This window comes from Microbulbifer sp. HZ11, from assembly GCF_000708675.1.
Lineage (GTDB): Bacteria > Pseudomonadota > Gammaproteobacteria > Pseudomonadales > Cellvibrionaceae > Microbulbifer.
On record NZ_JELR01000002.1, the window covers coordinates 519,401 to 538,696 of the forward strand.

The 19,296-nt window shown below is 56.5% G+C and carries 14 protein-coding genes and 1 pseudogene; 6 read left to right on the plus strand and 9 right to left on the minus strand.

What is annotated here, in order from left to right; genetic code table 11:
• Nucleotides 1-31: 31 nt before the first annotated feature.
• The 5 genes and pseudogenes from carA to dapB all read right to left on the minus strand — a co-directional run bounded on the left by carA (nt 32) and on the right by dapB (nt 4,643).
• Nucleotides 32-1,168, minus strand: coding sequence for a glutamine-hydrolyzing carbamoyl-phosphate synthase small subunit (gene carA / locus AU11_RS09905; protein ID WP_043319091.1), 1,137 nt, complete (start codon nt 1,166-1,168; stop codon nt 32-34).
• Between the two features lie 482 nt (nt 1,169-1,650).
• A complete protein-coding gene (locus AU11_RS09910) occupies nt 1,651-2,241 on the minus strand; it encodes a YfiR family protein (protein WP_231491819.1) in 591 nt (196 codons plus the stop codon).
• A gap of 147 nt (nt 2,242-2,388) precedes the next feature.
• Nucleotides 2,389-3,303, minus strand: coding sequence for a 30S ribosomal protein S6--L-glutamate ligase (gene rimK / locus AU11_RS09915; RefSeq protein WP_231492013.1), 915 nt, complete (start codon nt 3,301-3,303; stop codon nt 2,389-2,391).
• Nucleotides 3,304-3,387: 84 nt separating this feature from the next.
• A pseudogene (locus AU11_RS18585) lies at nt 3,388-3,789 on the minus strand (ATP-dependent zinc protease); the annotation flags it as partial.
• A 44-nt stretch (nt 3,790-3,833) separates the two neighbouring features.
• Nucleotides 3,834-4,643: a 4-hydroxy-tetrahydrodipicolinate reductase gene (gene dapB, locus AU11_RS09920; protein ID WP_043319095.1), complete on the minus strand. Its 810-nt coding sequence runs from the start codon at nt 4,641-4,643 to the stop codon at nt 3,834-3,836.
• Between the two features lie 250 nt (nt 4,644-4,893).
• On the opposite strand from dapB, the gene AU11_RS09925 reads away from it, so the two are divergent.
• A complete protein-coding gene (locus AU11_RS09925; protein WP_043319097.1) occupies nt 4,894-5,346 on the plus strand; it encodes a hypothetical protein in 453 nt (150 codons plus the stop codon).
• A gap of 70 nt (nt 5,347-5,416) precedes the next feature.
• Here AU11_RS09925 and AU11_RS09930 read toward each other — a convergent pair whose 3' ends face one another.
• Entirely contained in the window at nt 5,417-7,540 is a 2,124-nt protein-coding gene (locus AU11_RS09930) for a TonB-dependent siderophore receptor (RefSeq protein ID WP_043319099.1), read from the minus strand.
• Nucleotides 7,541-7,601: 61 nt separating this feature from the next.
• Nucleotides 7,602-8,387, minus strand: a complete 786-nt coding sequence (locus tag AU11_RS09935; protein WP_043319101.1) for an HpcH/HpaI aldolase/citrate lyase family protein — start codon at nt 8,385-8,387, stop codon at nt 7,602-7,604.
• Between the two features lie 356 nt (nt 8,388-8,743).
• On the opposite strand from AU11_RS09935, the gene AU11_RS09940 reads away from it, so the two are divergent.
• From AU11_RS09940 to AU11_RS09960, 5 genes are read left to right on the plus strand one after another with little or no spacing between them, the layout of a single operon-like run.
• Complete coding sequence (locus tag AU11_RS09940; protein ID WP_043319102.1) at nt 8,744-9,943, plus strand: acetyl-CoA carboxylase biotin carboxylase subunit family protein; 1,200 nt, start codon at nt 8,744-8,746, stop codon at nt 9,941-9,943.
• The gene (locus AU11_RS09945; RefSeq protein ID WP_043319104.1) at nt 9,940-11,694 is read left to right on the plus strand and encodes an IucA/IucC family protein; all 1,755 of its coding nucleotides are present in this window, start codon (nt 9,940-9,942) and stop codon (nt 11,692-11,694) included. Before AU11_RS09940 ends, AU11_RS09945 begins: the two co-directional genes overlap by 4 nt.
• The gene (locus AU11_RS09950; protein ID WP_081848051.1) at nt 11,684-12,850 is read left to right on the plus strand and encodes an MFS transporter; all 1,167 of its coding nucleotides are present in this window, start codon (nt 11,684-11,686) and stop codon (nt 12,848-12,850) included. The genes AU11_RS09945 and AU11_RS09950 overlap by 11 nt, the downstream gene beginning before the upstream one ends.
• Nucleotides 12,828-14,696 (plus strand): IucA/IucC family siderophore biosynthesis protein, encoded by a 1,869-nt coding sequence (locus AU11_RS09955; RefSeq protein ID WP_043319106.1) that lies wholly within the window; start codon nt 12,828-12,830, stop codon nt 14,694-14,696. Before AU11_RS09950 ends, AU11_RS09955 begins: the two co-directional genes overlap by 23 nt.
• A gap of 15 nt (nt 14,697-14,711) precedes the next feature.
• On the plus strand, nt 14,712-15,887 hold the full coding sequence (locus tag AU11_RS09960; protein WP_156035256.1) for a type III PLP-dependent enzyme: 1,176 nt from the start codon (nt 14,712-14,714) through the stop codon (nt 15,885-15,887).
• 77 nt (nt 15,888-15,964) lie between these two features.
• Here the strand turns inward: AU11_RS09960 and dnaJ are convergent, their stop codons facing one another.
• Together dnaJ and dnaK are read right to left on the minus strand one after the other, a co-directional pair.
• Nucleotides 15,965-17,089 (minus strand): molecular chaperone DnaJ, encoded by a 1,125-nt coding sequence (dnaJ, locus tag AU11_RS09965; protein WP_043319110.1) that lies wholly within the window; start codon nt 17,087-17,089, stop codon nt 15,965-15,967.
• A 125-nt stretch (nt 17,090-17,214) separates the two neighbouring features.
• Nucleotides 17,215-19,149, minus strand: coding sequence for a molecular chaperone DnaK (gene dnaK, locus AU11_RS09970; protein ID WP_043319111.1), 1,935 nt, complete (start codon nt 19,147-19,149; stop codon nt 17,215-17,217).
• Between the last annotated feature and the right edge of the window lie 147 nt (nt 19,150-19,296).

Consider the following 19,296-nt stretch of genomic DNA (forward strand, 5'->3'; position numbering starts at 1 on the left):
AAATTCTGGTCTTCGTTTCAGTAGAGGCGGCTTAGCGGCGCGCTTCCATCATCTCGATAAACTGGTCGAACAGCGGCGCCACATCGTGTGGGCCCGGGCTCGCTTCCGGGTGACCCTGGAAGCTGAACGCCGGCTTGTCCTTCAGGCGGATGCCTTGCAGAGTGCCATCGAACAGGGATTTGTGGGTAACTTCCACATTCTCCGGCAGGGAATCCATATCCACCGCAAAACCGTGGTTCTGCGCAGTGATCATCACCTTGGTGGAGTTCAGGTCCTGTACCGGGTGGTTGCCGCCGTGGTGGCCGAATTTCATTTTTGCGGTCTTGGCGCCTACCGCCAGGCCCAACAGCTGGTGGCCCAGGCAGATGCCGTAAGTGGGCAGACCGGCATCAAGGACTTCCCGGATCGCCTTGATGGCGTAGTCGCAGGGCTCGGGGTCGCCGGGGCCGTTGGACAGGAAGACACCGTCCGGGTTCATTGCCAGCACTTCTGATGCCGGGGTTTCCGCCGGTACCACAGTGATGCTGCAGCCGCGATCTACCAGCATGCGCAGGATGTTGCGCTTAACGCCGAAGTCGTAGGCCACCACTTTGTAGGGCTGCGCCGCCGGTGCCGGCTTGTGCCCCTGCCCCAATTCCCAGGTGCCTTCGTTGAAGTCGTACTTCTCCTTGGTGGAGACGACCTTCGCCAGATCCATGCCTTTGAGGCCGGCAAATTCCTGGGCCTTTTTCAGTGCTTCTGCTTCGTCGATGCCTTCGCCGGCAATGATGCAACCGCTCTGGGCGCCCTTGTCCCGCAGGATGCGGGTCAGCCGGCGGGTGTCGATATCGGCGATGCCGACGATATTGCGCGCCTTCAGATAGTCTTCCAGAGACTGCTCACTGCGGAAGCTGGAAGCCAGCAGCGGCAGATCGCGGATCACCAGTCCGGCAGACCAGGTTTCACCACACTCTTCATCTTCGGAGTTGGTGCCGGTATTGCCGATATGGGGATAAGTCAAGGTAACGATCTGGCGGGCGTAAGACGGGTCTGTCAGGATTTCCTGGTAACCGGTCATGGAGGTGTTGAAAACCACCTCACCAACGGTTGAGCCTTCCGCGCCGATAGCGCGACCGCGAAAGACACTGCCATCGGCGAGCACCAGCAGTGCCGGGGTGGTGCTGGGCATCAGGGATTCCGGCGTGGGAACGGCGTTGTTCAATTCAATCTCCAGTCGTCAGAACAGCTTCCGGGCAGGGTGAGAGGGTGCACGTTCAGTGAAGTTACAGCTGCAACTTTTTACTCTGCGCCCTTTATAAAAAAGCGAGATGAAACTTCAGCTTCATCTCGCTTATTTATAGAGTTCTTCTCGGGCGCTCACTGAGGCATTTACCTAGGCTCTCACGGTGTGGCCGGCAACCAGTATTACGGTTGAATTGGCGGAAAAATCCGCCGGCACCGGCGCAATTCGAGGCTGGAAAGCCACGGGCCCTTGCTGCCTGCCTCCCCGTTCCTGATCGGACAGCGGGGACGCCATATGGCGCGGGAAACTACGGTGGGACCTTTCCAAGCCGGGCGCAGATTCTACGGGAAAACGGCGCAGATCGCCAGTACAAATTTGCGCCAGCTTGAGATCTCCGACACGCCTGTTCGAGGAATGGAAAATGCTCGTTAGTTCGCGGTGCGCGTGAGTCGAAACAGGCTGGTGCCCATTTTCAGCTCGGCGCGATCCAGGCGGGTTTTGTTCAGCTGCAGCGACATGTTGGCACCACTGCCGGAGAACTCCACCATGCCCCCCAACAGGGTAAAGCGACTGACATCACTCACAGTCAGCACCGGAAAGAACTCCAGAGCACCGATAGTCTTGGCCATCGGCTCTTTACCCAGCTCATCACCCATCACCACAATCTGGCAGCTGCGCGCGCGCATGTTCTCACCATCGTTTACGGTTTCCAGGGCGACCATACGCCCCTGGATACGATGGCGGTGAAAGCGCACCGCCAGTGGAGACATCAGGGCATCATCGCCCATCACGCAGATCCGGAAAGGGGCGGCGGAACCACTGAACACCTCGATGGGCCACTGGAAGTGGTGGGCAAAATGGACGATATAGTCAACCATGACCTTACGGCCAAGATCTGTATCGGAGAGGTAATCCGCGCGGGCGGGACTGATGGCCAGCGCGCTGAGTAAAAGACCGCAGCACAGCAAACGACAGCATGCCGACGTCTTAGGGGAAATTAATTGACTGAGGCTATACATCTCTGGGGTCACCGGCGCGAATGATGGCCCCACCGGTAAATCAGCGGTGAGGCTCCCCAAAGACTAGTCTCGACCAGCCTCCCCCACCACGGGCGGAGCGCAAGCCGGGCGCCAGAAAACGTACACCGCCGGCGCCGGGGCAGTCACTCAGTCTTCTACGTCCCCAACAGGAATCGTCGGGCGCCACTTCAACGCCTTTTCGATCGCCATGATCATGGAGCCCGCCACATCTTTGCGAGTAGCGCTCTCGATCCCCTCAAGGCCCGGTGAGGAGTTCACCTCCAGCAGCAGAGGCCCCTTCTTGGAACGGATGATATCCACACCGGCCACTTTCAGGCCCAGGGTTTTTGCCGCCTTGATCGCCAGTTTGCGCTCTTCCGGCAGAATCTTTACTACCGACGCGGTACCGCCCTGATGAATATTGGCACGGAACTCGCCCGGTGCCGCTTCCCGCTGGATGGCGGCGAATACCTTGCCATCCACCACAAACAGCCGCAGATCCTTGCCCTGGGCCTCGCGAATAAACTCCTGCACCAGCAAGTTTACTTTCAGCGACTTGAACGCATTGATCACCGACTCTGCCGCCTTGCGGGTCTCCGCCAGCACCACACCGCGCCCCTGGGTGCCTTCGAGCAGCTTTACGATCAGCGGTGCGCCGCCGACCATTTCAATCAGCTCATTGGTGTCCATCGGTGAGTTGGCGAAACCGGAAATCGGAATATTCAAACCGCCTTCCTGCAGCAATTGCAGGGAATAGAGCTTGTCCCGGGACTGACTGATGGCCTGAGAACCGTTTAGCGCGTAAACACCGATACTTTCAAAGTGACGGGTCAGGGCGCAGCCGTAAAACGTCTGGCTCGGGCGAATACGCGGGATGACCGCATCCAGATTGTTGAGAATCCGGCCGTCCCGGTAGTGCACTTCTGGCTCAGCGGAATCCAACTTCATGTAACACTGGCGAATATTCAGGAAGGTCATGCGGTGGCCGCGCTCGGCGCCGGCTTCCATAATCCGCTGATTACTGTACAGATCCGGGTTCGACGCCAGAACACCGATACGCAGGCCGGTACCCGCTATATGGTGCTCATCGTGGTAATACTCTTCGATCTGACTGGGAGGGATCTCGCCCAGGCAAAAGCTCTCCGAGGGGTCCACCAGCATCCGCCCCATCATTGCCTCACGACCAAGCAGCATGCGGTAACCCATGGAATCGCGATTGGTCAGGGTCAGCTCGATGTCCCATACACTGCCGCCAATGCTGATACTGGTTTTGATAACCAGGCGCTTCTCGGCGTCTCCGGAAGAGCTGCGTATGGTTCTGCGGTCCAGCACGCGCGCTTCGCAGCGTACTCGCGGGCGACGCAGGTTCTGCAGCGGGTGTGCTTCAAAGCTCACCCACGGCTCACCGCCCCGATTGAATTGCTGGATGTTGTAGGCGTGCAAACAGGAGGTCTTGGCTCCGGAGTCCACCCGAGCCTTGATCGCGGGAATTCCCAGACTCGGAAAGGCACACCACTCCTCACTGCCGACAATGATCTTTTTATCCAAGTGTCGCTCCTTAAAAGCGTGTAGTGACGCAACCGGACGTCGCGTTATTTCAACCCCAGTACATCGCGCATATCGTATTGGCCGGCAGCGCGGCCGGTTAACCAGGCCGCGGCGCGCACGGCACCGCGGGCAAATGCCAGGCGGCTGCTGGCCTTATGGGTAATTTCGATACGTTCGCCGTCAGCGAGAAAAGACACCGTGTGCTCCCCCACCACATCGCCCCCGCGCACAGTGGCAAAACCGATGGTTTCCCGCTCGCGGGCACCGGTCTGGCCCTCGCGGCCATATACCGCAACCTTGGCAAGGTCCCGCCCCAGAGTATCGGCGATCACTTCGCCCATACTGAGCGCGGTACCAGACGGAGCATCCACTTTGTGGCGGTGGTGGGCCTCGACGATTTCAATATCCACGTCATCGCCCAGCACCCGCGCTGCGGTTTCCAGTAAGTTAAAGCACAGATTCACACCGGTTGAAAAATTGGTCGCGAAACACAGCGGGGTTTTATCCCCGGCGCTCAGCATCTGCGCGCGCTCCTCCGCGGTAAACCCGGTGGTGCCAATCACGATAGCCTTGCCGTGCTCGGCACAGTAGGCCGCATTGGCGAGAGTGGCCTGCGGCGAGGTGAAGTCGATCAGCACATCGAACTCGGCTTTTTCCAGGCTGTCCACAATGGCCAGACCATTGCGGCCGAGCCCCGCCACTTCCCCGGCATCCGCCCCGCCCAGACTCGACCCCGGGCGCACAATGGCACCGCTCAGCCGGGCCTTGCCTTCCTGCTCTGCATAGGACACCGCTTCCGCCAGTACCCGGCCCATACGGCCACCAAACCCTGTAATCGCAATGTTTACTGACATAACTCCCTGACTCTCCTGCTTTACCGAGGTTTATCGGTCACCCAATCGACCCTGTCTGGTCCCGCGGGCGAAAGCGGCGGATTCTACCCCGGTTTTCCAGCACACCCTACCAAAATGCGAGCCCACCCTACACGGCCCCGATGTGCCAACACCCCAGCAAACCTACCAGACAAATGACCCGAGAGTTCACCTTGTGACACAAGATTCCTCCACTAGACTTTGAGTAGCCCGAATGAATGGAGCGCCTCCGATGTTTAGTGACTCGCAAAACTCTCTCTGGTCCAACCTGTCCGCCGCCATCCTGGCGATCCTCCTCTCCAGTATCCTGTCCTTTCCAAGCCACGCGTCCGACGAAAAGCTGGGCTCGATGGACGACTTCTGGGAAAAGTACGATGACATCGCTGACTGGATGACCATCCGCTTGAAACTAACGCCCGAACAGGAGGATAAGTTACTGCCACTCATGGAAAAAAACTTCGAACTGAAGATGGCGGTGCTTAAAGAATATGGAATCGAGCCTGGAAAAGAGATACCAGAACTCACCCGGGAGCAAAAAGAAGAGCTGGATGCCAAGCTGATTGCAATCCGCGCGGCCACCAGAGTCGAGGCAATTACTGTACTCAACGAACAACAGCTTAAAGAACTCAAGGCCGTTCAACGGGAGTATCATGAAGACTTCAGAAGCCAGTTGGCGGAGAATTGATTAGCGCTGATGTGGAACGCCCCCTCACCGCCAAATGCGGACGAGAGGGGCACCGAAAAATGCGGGGCGATCAGAAAAGGTACTTGATCTCGGCACTGAGTGAACGCGCCGGCGCCGGGTAACGACCGGAAGGACTGACATCAATACCTCGGAAGTAATACTCATCGTTCAATAGATTGTTCACCGAGAGACCGGTATACAATTCCGAGCCATTCCCCTGGGTAAACACCTTGCTCACCTGCAAATTCCACACAGTGTAGGCCGGAAGCTTTCCGGTAATACCCGAGGCCGACTCCTCTTCCGTGTTGGCCTGATCACTGTAGGCACTGCTGAAATAGAAACCAGACAGAGTGAAGTCGATACCGGCCATGGCGTAGCTCGCATCCCAGCTCAGTTGATGTTCAGAAGCGTAGGGCAATTCCTTGCCGATATTGGCGCCCTCGCGCTGCTCACTATCGAGATAGTTGTAGGCCACATGCAACTGCAATGCCGGCAGGCTACTGGGGGAAATCGCACCTTCAAGCTCCAAGCCCTGGTGACGAGTCTCACCCACATTGTCGAAGCTCTGCTCGCTGCTGTTGTAGAGCAGCTGATCGGTAAAATCGATACGATAGAGTGAGGCACTCACACTCGCACTTTCCGCCGGCTCGAATCGTATTCCCGCCTCATAATTCCACGCCAGCTCCGCCCCCTCGTCGCCAGTGCCGCGGATGACGGCGATTTGTGGCGCGCGCAAAGAGCGCTGGGTATTGGCGTAGAGGAAGAGCTTGTCGCTGGCCTCAAAGCCCACACTGATACCCGGCAGTAGCTCCGTGATGCGGTTATCCGTGGCAGAGTCATTACCCACATCGGTGAAATCCATGTCGACGCTTTCGTAGCGCAGCCCCGGTGTAACGCTCAGGCGCATACCCAGCAGGCGAATCTCGTCACTGACAAAGGCGGCAATCGCACTGGTTTCCAGCAACCAGTCCCGCGGAGTCGCGGTAACCCCGGTATCGATCACTGTCTGGACCAGCTTGTAATCTACCTCTTCTTTGACCAGACGCGAACCGAAAGTCAGGGTATGTGAAACATCGCCAGCGAACTGGAGGCTCACCCGCGGCTCAGTGCCCCATACTTCAAACTCGCGGGGTGAACTGCGTAGCAGGGTAGCGGGCGCTGCCGGGTCCGCCCAGTGATTGGCACTGGGATCGGTGCTGAAATCCCACTGAAAATTACGCGTTGAGTTGTGCGCAAACGTCATCCACTCAAAGGTGCCCGCATCGGCGAAGCCCAGCTCACCCAGCTGCTGCTTGTAGTGCGCGCTAAAGCGGGTGGTATCCCCCTGGAATTCATCGTTGGGCCGCAGCGACTGCTCCCGATTTTTGGCATAAGCCTCCGCAGTCAATGCACCCGGCATTTCGGTATCGGCGTCGTAGCGCTGCAGTGTCAGATCCAATTGCTTGCCAGCATCGATATTCCAGCGACTTTTTACCAGCCAGTTCTCGACACTGGTATCCGAATGATCGCGAAAGGAATCACCAGCGATCAGATTACCTTCGAGCTGAATGGCAAACTGGTCGTTTAGCGCACCACCGGTACGGGCATAGGTATCGGTCAGCATATTGCCACCAGAAAAAATGGTGAGCTTCTCCTGCAAACTGGTTTCCCACTGCTGCGGAATCGGCTTGGTAACCAGGTTGATTACACCACCGACGTTATTGGGACCGTATTGCACCGCCGCACCACCGCGCACAATATCAATACGATCGAGGCTTTTCAGGGCAGCGGGAAACAGTGATTGACCGGTGTGGCCATAGGGAGCCAGTGTCAGTGGAATCCCATCAACCAGAAATTGGGTATAACCGGAGCGACTGGCGTTGAGGCCGCGCACGGCTACATTGGGTAAAACACCGGTGCCGCTTTCATCCTGGATCTTGACACCCGGCACCCGCTGCAGGCCATCATCAATGGACAGAGTGGCCATTTTCTGCAGTTGCTCGGCGGTCAACAGACTGCGATTACCGGGATAAGTGAGCACTTCTTCCGGCAGCGAGTTGCCCAACACATTGCCGGTAACCTGAACCTCTTCCAGCTCGGCTTTTGTGGGCTCGCCCTCACGATCTGCAGCTTGCACTCCGACAGCGCCGATAGCGGAAGCGAAGATAGCGCAGCTCAGCATTGAGCGCGGAAAGAATTTCGACGTATTTTGCATAGGAATGTCCTTGGCCTATATCAGGAAATCAAACATTGGGATTAGTTGGGATTAGCAGGGATTAAGGGGACCGCGCGGAGGCTGGTGATTTGAAATCATTGAGGTGTGCCTTCAACTGGCGAAACAGAATTCCACGATCCTCGCCGGTAACGAAGGTATGCACACCCATTTCCCGCCACGCATCGAGCTGGGCTGGCTGCCGGGGAATGGCACAGAATGGAATGCCGGCTTCAAAGCAAGCGCCCGCCATGGTCTGGAGTGCCGCTTGTACGGATGCATGCTGGACCTGGCTGCCATGGCCCATTGCAATACTGAGATCCAGCGCCCCTTCGAGAATCATGTCGATGCCACCGAGCGTGAGAATCTCTGGCAGCGCGCTGACGCCTTCAGGATCCTCGATCATCAACACCAGTAAAACTTCGCGGTCGGCCCGCGCCATATACTCATCGAGATTCAGGGCTCCAAAGCCCGTATTACGCCCTCCGGTAATTCCGCGTCGCCCACGGGGAGGAAACCGCACCGCCTCAATTGCTGTACGCGCCTGAGCCACACTGCTAACACGCGGAATCACTATGCCCTGGGCACCAGCATCCAATGCGCGTGCAATCAGGGCGTTGTCACTACTCGGCACACGCACCAGGGGCGTTATATTGAAAGACTCCGCAGCACGAATACAGTGCTGCAGCTCCGCGGGATTCACCAGCAGATGCTCGGTATCGAGAATAATAAAGTCGTAGCCTGCAGCGCCGATCATTTCGCAAACTAGCGGCGAGGGCACAGAATTCAGAATGCCATACACTTCTTGCCGGCGAAGCATTTTTTCCTTGGCCGAATTTTTTTGAAGCACGGCTTCGACTTCCTTTTCCCGTATTACTTTTCGTAAATAACCTGCTGCCACCTGCCTGAGGTTTGATCCAGCAAGCCGCCCGACAACAGCAATTGGGACACACGTCCCGAACCAATTAACTCAAATGATAAACATTTTCATTTAGATATACAAGCAGGGTTTCCCTATGTATGCTCCGTCACCGTTACCTGTACCGACGGATTGGCACAGAGGAAATAATTTTGTCATCAGTTTGAAAACCCCTGAAAAAATGGGGAATTAAATTCATCTGATGACGGCGTAATCCGACGGTGCGGCAGCCGAGCTTTGGGGGGCAATTTGCTCCCCGGTTTCCACAATCTGCAAAGGAGATCGCAATGTCCCGTCAAATGGTATTGATTACGCACATCCTCCATCCCGCTATCGTGCGCGGCTTCCTCCCCGCGAGCCTGGAACTGGGCTATGAAGTCACACTTGTGACCGATTGCGGCCTGGCGCACAAACAGCACCTTGTCGAACAGTCAGTAGAGCTACCCATCACCATTCTCGAATGTGATGTATTCAATCCCCTTGCCGTGATTGACCTCCTGAGCAGTCACGACCTCTCACCGGATATGGTGTTCAGCAATAGTGACCACTTGCAGACGGTCACCGCCCTGGTGGCCGAGTATTTCTCTCTACCCGGAAAAAACTGGCGCCGCTGCTATTCCGCCAAGAACAAGGCGTCTATGCGCAATCGCCTGGAAAAACTAGGACTCCCGACACCCCGCTCTGAATTGCTACTGCCAACCCAGAGTCTTCCCACACAGCTCAGCTATCCGGTCGTCGCAAAACCCCGCGAGGGCGTGGCAAGCATGCATGTGCGCATGTGTCAGAACGCGGAAGAGCTCACCGAATACCTGAAAGTATTCCGTCGCGCCAATCCGATCACTCCCGTTCTGCTGGAGGAATATATGCAGGGAGACCTGTTCACACTGGAAACCCTGGGTGACGGGCATGACTTGATTGCGGTTGGTGGTTTTGATGTAACACTTTCCGAGCCACCGGATTTCATCGAGCACAGCGCGGTATGGAATGGAAAAAACAGTATGCGGTACCGCGAGCAGGCACTGGCACAACTGCGGGAATTCGGTATGCACTTCGGCGTCTGCCACAGCGAATTCATTGCGACCGAATCCGGGCCGAAACTGGTAGAAATCAATTACCGGAGCATCGGCGATGGCCGTGAATTTCTACTCGATGAACTGCTGCCCGGAGGATGGTTCATACCCATCCTGCAACTCCACCAAGGTGAACCGCTCCCCGCATTTAGCGCGCCAAAGGACCAGGCAATCATTCACTATCTGATAGCGGAACAAGAAGGTGAAGTGGTCGAGCAGACAAGAGAAATTCAACGGCAGGAAAACGGTGTGAAATTCAGCTACCAGCCACTCCGTAAACAAGGGGAAACCATCCGCTTATCGCGCTCCAACAAAGACTACATTGGCGTGGTAACCGCTATCGCCAGCGCCTCTATCGACCTCCACAGCGCCGTCGAGGAATTCTGCAGCACTCTCGAGTGGAGAATCCAAGCATGAGCGAAGCGGCCGAAAGCTACATTACGCAACGTATCATCAACGCCTGTATTCGCGAACAAATTGGTGACCTTGCCCACGCCACTGTCACGCGCGAATGTCCAACATCGGCAGTGCGATCTACAGTAGCGCTATATAGCGACTACTGGCTGACATTTACCACCGGCAAGGGCACGGTTTATCTGCCAGTTGAACAACATGAATTTATGCAAAGCTGGCGCGCTACTGGCGACCAGTGGCTGGTGCAAAGCAAGGACCAATGGCTGCAGCAGCGAGGCTATCGTCACTGGTTGTCCCTACTTGCATGTTCGCAGGATGAAGAAACACAGGCACTTTTTTCCGCGTACAGCCAAGAATCGGAGACCGCGGTACGTCATCGCGATTTATGTCTCGAGGCGTACCGAAACCAAGAGGTGGTGTTAAGCCTGCCTCTATCCGCACGACCACACTGGTGGCAGCGACTGCTTTACAGCGAGCAGGTGGCCTCGTACCTCGACCACCCCTTTTACCCGACTGCCAGGGCAAAGCACGGCCTAGACGACGAGGACCTGCACCGCTACGCCCCGGAATTTATGTCGAGCTTTGCACTGCGGTGGCTGGCCGTAGAAAAACCCCTACTTACCCTGACCGCGCCACTGCCATCCGTTTGGCCATCATTTAGCGAGGTCGGTTTACCGGAAGACTTTTCACACAGCCACTATCTGCTACCGGTACACCCGTTGACCTGGGAGCATCTGACGCTTCCGCACGCAGGGGTCATCCGGGCCCCCAATAGCGCACGGGAAGTCCTGCCTACCCTCTCGGTTCGAACGGTCATGTTTGTAGACCAGCCGGATCTGCATATCAAAATACCCCTCAGCATGAGTACGCTGGGGGCCAAAAATATCCGTTCGATCAAACCCTCAACCCTGTATGACGGCCATACTTTTTCCCGCCTACTGACGGAGATAGCAAAGCGCGACCCGGTATTACGCGGCAGCTATCTGCACTGCGACGAACAGACCGGTGGACATTGCGGAGAATCTCGCGAGCTTGCGTTCATCCTGCGCCGCTACCCCGCCGAGCAACTGCAGGAATCGACGCTGGTACCGGTAGCAGCGCTGGCGAGCCCGATGCCTGATGGGAGGCTGTATCTCGAACATCTGGCCGACCAATTTTACCGAGGAGACCTGCACGCCTGGCTCGATGCATATCTATCCCTGATGCTCAAGGTGCACTTGCGCCTGTGGCTTGTTTACGGCATCGCACTTGAGGCCAACCAGCAAAACGCCGTACTGAACTTTTGTGAGGGCAAGCCCCTCGGCCTGATCATGAAAGACAATGACTCGGCCCGCATCTTGTCTTCTCGCTGTATTTCCGCGGCACCCGAGTTGCAATCAGCCATCGAAGATCTGCGTGATGCACGTATTCGGGTTGACGAAGAACTGCCACTGGCACAAATGTTCTGCACCATCACGTTACAGTTGAATATTGCGGTCATTATCGAGGCGGTTTGCCAGCGCGGTCTGGCCAGTCGGCGCCCCCTGTATGAAAAATTAAGAAAATATTTACAGGTAGAGCTCGACTGCTTGCAACGTGACGGAGTGGACACCACTTTCGCGACTCAATCCTTGCTGCGACAGGAATTCCTCCCCATAAAGTACCTGCTCAGCGCCGGAAGCCTGCTCAGCAAAAGTCGTTCAGGTGCCGCTGACATCAACAAGCATTACGGTCAATCTGCACCAAATTTCCTGAGGTTGACCAATGCGCAGTAACATGAATGCCTTCGTGGGCAGCGTCCTGTTATGCCACTTCCTCTCAGCCTTCAGCGTGCTGGGCATGACGCTGTTTATTCCGCGAATATTGCAAAACCTGGATGCCAACCTTCCGGGCTACTGGGTTGGCCTGCTGTTTACCCTGCCAAGTGTGTGTACCGCCCTGAGCGCGCCTCTCTGGGGCCGCTTTGCGGATCGCTTTGGCAAGCGTACGTCGCTGCTTCGCGCGCAACTGGGGCTGATCATTGGCTTCCTCTTGTGCGGTTTTGCGGAATCCATCTCCACATTCGCCATCGGGCTTCTTGTGCAGGGCGCATGTGGCGGGACCATAGCCGCGTCCAATGCATTTTTATCTACCCAACAGAAAGGCGAGACACTCGCAAAGAGTCTGAACCTCACTCAGGTTTCCGCACGAATGGCTCTCATAATTGCGCCGATACTGCTCGGGGTCACGTTGCAATGGATAGCGCCGTTACAGGTCTATCGCTATCTCGCTCTGCTGCCATTTACCGCAGTACTCATTACGCTGAACCTACCGGCGGACACGCCACATACGAGCTCCAACAGGAGAGCGGGAGCCATTCCTCTCCCCCGGGCACTACACCTGCTTTTCATTCTCCAGTTCCTGTTCTGCTTCGCCATGGTCGCTACCTACCCCTATTTTTTGCCCTATGCCAATACGCTGGGTGTGACAACAGAGGGACTTGTTGGCCTCCTATATAGCCTGCCACACGTCGTGTACATCCTACTGATTGTACCCGCTGGAAAAATACGGCTGCCTGCGCAGGGCCAGGCGTTACTTGGCTTGTTGTGCCTGGGATTGTCCTGTACAGGGCAATACCTGGCGGTATCACTCGAACAGCTTTGGCCGTTGAGGCTCCTGTTCGGTATCGGCGTAGTGTTTGCGTATACCGGACTCAATCGCCTGTTGAGCGCTCAAGTCGACAAAGCTCAGGCCGGACGTACTTTTGGCCTTATCGATTCTGCCGGCAAGTGGGGCGGCGTCTTGGCAGGGCTTGGTGCCGCCACCTCGACGTCAATCCAGCACAGTGCCACGCCTTTCCTCCTATCCGCAGTAAGTTGCGGGATAGCTATTACCCTGCTTGCATTCAAAACCGGGAGTATGAAAATCCATGGAAATACGGAAGTTTATTGAGTCAGTTCAGACCCAGATCAATGCAGAGCTCTCTGACAAAAATGCCACCACCTGCCTGCTGAACTGCTATATCCGCGAGCGCGCAATGAACGCCAATGAAGTGTCGTTTCATCACGAACTTGCCGATTGCCCACTTTCGCTGAGATCACTCAAAGCGCAATCCAGTGGCCAATGGGTCCTGCTCAATTTTCCACAGTCCGGCGCCCGTTTGCTCGCCGTTGCCGAACAGGTCAGTAACATCGGCCGCTGTCGTTTCCTGGGAAAGCCCTTCGTGAAAAAGGAAGGCTCTCCCTGGCTCGCAATGGAAACCCTGGAGCTATGTACCTTCCTTCTGAACCACCTTTCATTGATATTGCCCGCAGAGTTCAATGAAGAGTTGCTCGAGCAGGTACAAAATAGCCGAGACATTACCCAGGCATTTCTCGGCAGCAGCAAAGTCAATCCAGATCAAACTGGAAATAGCTTTATCCGTGCCGAGCAAAGCCTGCTTTGGGGGCATGCACTGCACCCCAGCCCGAAAAGCCGGCACGGTGTGCCTCTCGAGACCCTCCTGCAGTGTTCGCCTGAAATCTCTGCAAGCTTTCCGCTTTTCTGGTTTGAAGTCTCACCGGAGCTGATCCGAATTTTGGGGAATCAGACCGAAAAGGCAGAGAATGTATTGCGAAATTTACACGGCCAAAGTGGGTATCTCTATCCCTGTCATCCCTGGGAGGCGGAATACCTGTTGAAGCAGCCGCTAATACTGGCGGCAATCAAACAGGGATTACTCAAGCCTCGAGGCGAGCTGGGCAATCCCGTACAGCCAACGTCATCGGTGCGAACGGTTTATCGGGAAGACCTTGATCTACAGATGAAATTTTCCATTCATGTGAGACTGACCAACTGCATTCGAAAAAATGCCTGGTATGAGCTGCACAGTGCGGTATCGCTGACAGGCTTGCTACGACCGCTTGCTACTGAAGCCCGTGAATACTGTCCGGACTTCCAGGTGATGTACGAACCACTGGCAAGCACGCTAGACCTGGGTGCCCTGGCCAGGGAGCTCGGCATGAATGAATCTTCTGCAAGAGATTGCATGGAATCATTCGGTATCCTTTTCCGGGAAAACCTGAGCGCCCGCGCTAATAAAAACCTGCGACCGCAACTGGCCGCCAGCCTGTTCACCTGTGACGCTCGCGGAAACAGCATCATTGCCACTCAACTAGCGTACCACTGCCGCCAGTCAGGTATTAGCTATCGAGAAATCGCACTGGACTGGTTCCAGCGATACATAGAAATAAGCCTGCGCGGTATCTTTTATTACTTTTTCAAGCAGGGGGTCGTATTTGAGCCTCACCTGCAAAATACGGTAATCGGGTTTCACAATGGCCTTCCCCATAAAATCTGGATTCGCGATCTCGAAGGCACCAAGCTGTTACCCGAGTTCTGGCCTGCTACACAGCTCTCCGAATTACAAGCGCGGGCGCGACAGTCGGTCTATTACGAGCGGGAAAAGGGATGGAAGCGCATCGCTTACTGCCTGCTGGTGAATAATTTTAGCGAGGCCATCTTCCACCTTGCGGCAGGGCATGATGAAGATAACTGCCAGGAAAACATAAGACTCGAGTGCGAGCTTTGGCAACTTCTAAGAACGGCCGTTGAGCAGTGGCAGGATGAAAATGGTGCTCAGCCTGAGCTGGACCAACTACTGCTCGGGGAGACGATACCATCCAAAAATAACTTTACGACACGGTTGTTAAAGCAAGCGGATTTCCAGGCGGGCTACACCAATCTGAAAAACCCGCTGTTGCTGTTGCCCATAAGCCAGAACCATCAAAGCTCAGAACACACATTGCGCACCAGATAGAAACAGGTAATTAATGTGAAACACCGATTAAAACAGGCCATTGAATCCGTGGCTTCTGCATCGCAGCCTGTCTGCGCATATATTTACGATTTGGCAGACCTCCAGCGGCATATCGCAGCCATGCGTTCAGTAATGCCGGAAAATACGCAGCTGTACTACGCCGCAAAAGCCAACCCAGACCGCAGGATCCTCGCAGCACTTGCCCCCTGGGTGGAAGGCTTTGAAGCGGCGTCCGGAGGCGAGCTCGATTGGCTTTATGAAACCCACCCGGAGATGTCACTGATTTTCGGCGGGCCGGGGAAACTGGAAAGCGAACTTGCCAGTGCTCTGGACAAGCAAGTCGAATACTTTCATGTTGAAAGCCTCACCGAGTTGCACAGGCTCGCTCAGCTCAGCACGCAAAGAGACCAGCAGGTTCCCATTCTGTTACGAATGAACATTCCACTGGAAGGGATCGCCCTCACCAAGCTCGCCATGGGCGGCAAGCCCAGTCCTTTCGGACTCGATCCGCAGGATCTGGACAACGCGCTCACCCTGATCCGCGACAATCCGGGGCTGTCACTGCAGGGGTTTCACTTCCACATGATGTCACATCAATTGTGTGCAGATACCCATCTCCAGTTGATTGAGCTTTACTTCTCCACGTTCCGACGGTGGTGTGAAGGATATGGCTTGCACTTGCCAATACTGAATGTCGGCGGCGGCATGGGAATAGACTATGGCGAACAGGCAAATCATTTCGACTGGGAGAGATTCTGCCGGGGGCTGGCAGTATTGATGGAACAGGCAAACCTGGGGGATACCAAGGTACGCTTTGAGTGCGGCCGCTTCATTTCCGCGGCCTGTGGTTACTACGTGATGGAAGTATTAGATATCAAGCACAATCACGGGGAGTACTTCGCAATCGGGCACGGCGGCACCCACCATTTTCGTACACCGGCGGCGCAATCCCATGACCATCCATTTTTTGTGCTGGAAGGCCGCAAACGGGGTAAGGCCATTAGTCACGAGTCCGTTACACTCGTCGGGCAGCTTTGTACACCAAAGGATGTGCTGGCGGCACGGCAACCGGTTAACGAACTGGCTATCGGGGACTATCTGGTATTTCCTCTGGCCGGTGCATACGCGTGGAATATTTCACATCAGAATTTCCTGATGCACGCGCCGCCACAGGTATGCTATCTGGACTAGCGGAATAAGTGTTGCAGCCGACCCTTGCCCCATAAAAAAACCCGGCTAATTTGCCGGGTTTTTACTGCGCTGCTGAGTTACAGCTTCATGTCACCAAAGAAGTTCTTCACCCCTTCAAACCAGCCGGTCTGACGTGGGGAGTTCTTCTTTTCGCTGAGCGTGCCCGCGAACTCTTCCAGCAATTCTTTCTGCTTGGCGGTGAGATTTACCGGTGTTTCCACCACCACACGACATAACAGATCACCCGGTGCGCCGCCGCGCACCGGGGTGACACCCTTGCCGCGCAGGCGGAACAGTTTGCCGGTCTGGCTCTCTGCCGGAATCTTCAGTTTGACCTTGCCATCCAGGGTCGGCACTTCCATCTCGCCACCGAGGGCAGCGGTGGCAAAGCTGATGGGTACTTCGCAATACAGGTTTTTGCCATCGCGCTGGAACAGCTCGTGCTCGCGCACCATGACCTGCACATACAGGTCACCGGCCGGGCCGCCATCGGGACCGGCTTCACCTTCGCCGGCAAGGCGGATGCGATCACCGGTATCCACACCCGGCGGCACCTTGACCGACAGGGTTTTGGTTTCTTCCACGCGACCGCGACCGTGACAGCTGCCACAGGGATCGGTGATTACGGTACCGCGTCCGCGACAGTTGGGGCAGGTCTGCTGGACAGAGAAAAAGCCCTGCTGCATACGCACCTGACCGGCACCACCACAGGTGCCGCAGGTCTGGGGTTTGGAACCGGCCTTGGCACCGGAGCCATGACAGGTGCCACAGTTGGCCAGGGTCGGCACCTTGATCTTGACGGTGGTGCCGCGCACCGCGTCTTCCAGATCCAGGTCCAGGTCGTAGCGCAGGTCGGAACCGCGCGCCGGTCCGCGGCGGCCGCCACCGGCACCACCACCAAAGATATCGCCAAACACGTCGCCGAAGATATCGGAGAAGCCACCGAAGCCGCCGGCACCGGCGCCGCCCGCCTGGCCGTCAACGCCGGCATGGCCGAACTGATCGTAGGCCGCTTTCTTTTGCGGATCGGAAAGCACTTCGTAGGCCTCGTTGGCCTCTTTGAATTTGTTTTCCGCCTCTTTGTCGTCGGGGTTGCGGTCCGGGTGATATTTCATCGCCACCCGGCGGTAAGCTTTTTTCAGCTCCTTTTCGTCCGCGCCTTTGCTGACGCCAAGGACTTCGTAGTAATCGCGTTTGGACATAGCTCTGTGTGTTCTTCTTAAAACTGCAGAAGGCGCGAAAGCTCAAGCTAGCCCCCGCGCCTTTTTTACAACCCGCCCGGAGCCAGCTCCGCGCGGGTTAGGACAAGTCGTTGACTCGTGAAGAGTTACTTGTCTTCTTTCTTGTCGTCTTTGACTTCTTCGAACTCAGCGTCCACTGCATCATCACCGCCAGAAGACTGAGCCTGCTCGGCCTGTTCTGCGGCGGCTTCGCCGGCTTGCGCCTGCTCTGCGTACATCTTCTGGGCAACCGGGCCGGAGGCTTCGGTCAGCTTGGTGGTAGCCGCTTCCATGGCCGCCTTGTCGTTGCCTTTCACCGCTTCCTCGGCTTCTGCAAGCGCAGCGTCGATGGCCGCCTTTTCTTCCGCAGTCGCCTTGTCACCGGCTTCTTCCAGAGTTTTCTTGGTGGCAGAGATCAGGCCGTCGAGAGTGTTGCGGGTGGTCACCAGCTCCTCGAACTGCTTGTCCGCTTCGGCGTTGGCCTCGGCGTCCTGCACCATTTTTTCGATCTCCTCATCGGACAGGCCGGAAGAGGCCTTGATCACGATGGACTGTTCTTTGCCGGTGGCCTTGTCTTTGGCGTGCACGTGCAGGATGCCGTTGGCATCGATGTCGAAGGTCACTTCGATCTGCGGCATGCCGCGCGGTGCCGGCGGGATATCGGCCAGGTCGAAACGACCCAGGGACTTGTTCTGCGCCGCCTGCTTGCGCTCACCCTGCACCACATGAATGGTCACGGCAGTCTGGTTGTCGTCAGCGGTGGAGAACACCTGGGACTTTTTGGTCGGGATGGTGGTGTTCTTGTCGATCAGCGGAGTCGCCACGCCACCCATGGTTTCGATACCCAGGGTCAGCGGAGTTACGTCCAGCAGCAGTACGTCTTTCACGTCACCGCCCAGCACCGCGCCCTGAATCGCTGCACCAACGGCAACGGCTTCATCCGGGTTCACGTCTTTGCGCGGCTCTTTGCCGAAGAATTCGGTGACCTTGGACTGTACCAGCGGCATGCGGGTCTGACCGCCCACCAGGATCACTTCATCGATGCCAGAGGCAGACAGGTCGGCGTCGGCCAGGGCAGTTTTTACCGGCTCCAGGGAACGGGTAACCAGGTCTTCTACCAGGCTTTCCAGCTTGGCGCGGGTCAGTTTTACAACCAGGTGCTTGGGACCGGTGGCATCTGCGGTGATGTACGGCAGGTTCACTTCGGTCTGCTGGCTGGACGACAGCTCGATCTTGGCTTTTTCAGCGGCTTCTTTCAGGCGCTGCATGGCCAGTGGGTCGCCTTTCAGGTCGATGCCCTGCTCTTTCTTGAACTGCTCTGCCAGGTAGTCGATCAGGCGCAGGTCGAAGTCTTCACCACCGAGGAAGGTGTCACCATTGGTGGACAGTACTTCAAACTGCTTCTCGCCATCGACGTCGGCGATTTCAATGATGGAGATATCGAAGGTACCACCACCCAGGTCGTAAACCGCGATGGTGCGGTCACCGCCGGCTTTGTCCATGCCGTAGGCCAGCGCAGCCGCAGTCGGCTCGTTAATGATGCGCTTCACGTCCAGACCGGCAATGCGGCCGGCGTCTTTGGTAGCCTGGCGCTGGGAGTCGTTGAAGTAGGCCGGTACGGTGATTACCGCCGCGTCTACTTTCTCACCGAGGAAGTCTTCCGCGGTTTTCTTCATTTTCTTCAGCACTTCGGCAGAGATCTGCGGCGGTGCTTTCTTGTCGCCCTTCACTTCTACCCAGGCGTCGCCGTTCTCGGCTTCAACGATGGAGTAAGGCACCATTTTGATGTCTTTCTGCACAACGTCGTCTTTGAACTTGCGACCGATCAGACGCTTGACGGCGTACAGGGTATTATTGGGGTTGGTGACGGACTGGCGCTTGGCGGACTGGCCAACCAGCACTTCGTTGTCGTCGGTGAACGCAACGATGGATGGGGTGGTGCGGTCGCCTTCCGCGTTCTCGATAACGCGGGCCTTGTCGCCGTCGAGTACCGCCACACAGCTGTTGGTGGTACCCAGGTCGATGCCGATGATTTTACCCATGTTCTAATTCCTCACTTTGCTGCGCGCGCCGCTGCTCTGTTCTGTGTGGCCGGGTGCTGCGCGGTTTAATTCGGTTGCCTGCTTATATTGGTGCCGCCGTTCACATTTCAAGGGCGCCGCCGCAGGGTTTCTGGTGAAAAAGCGAAA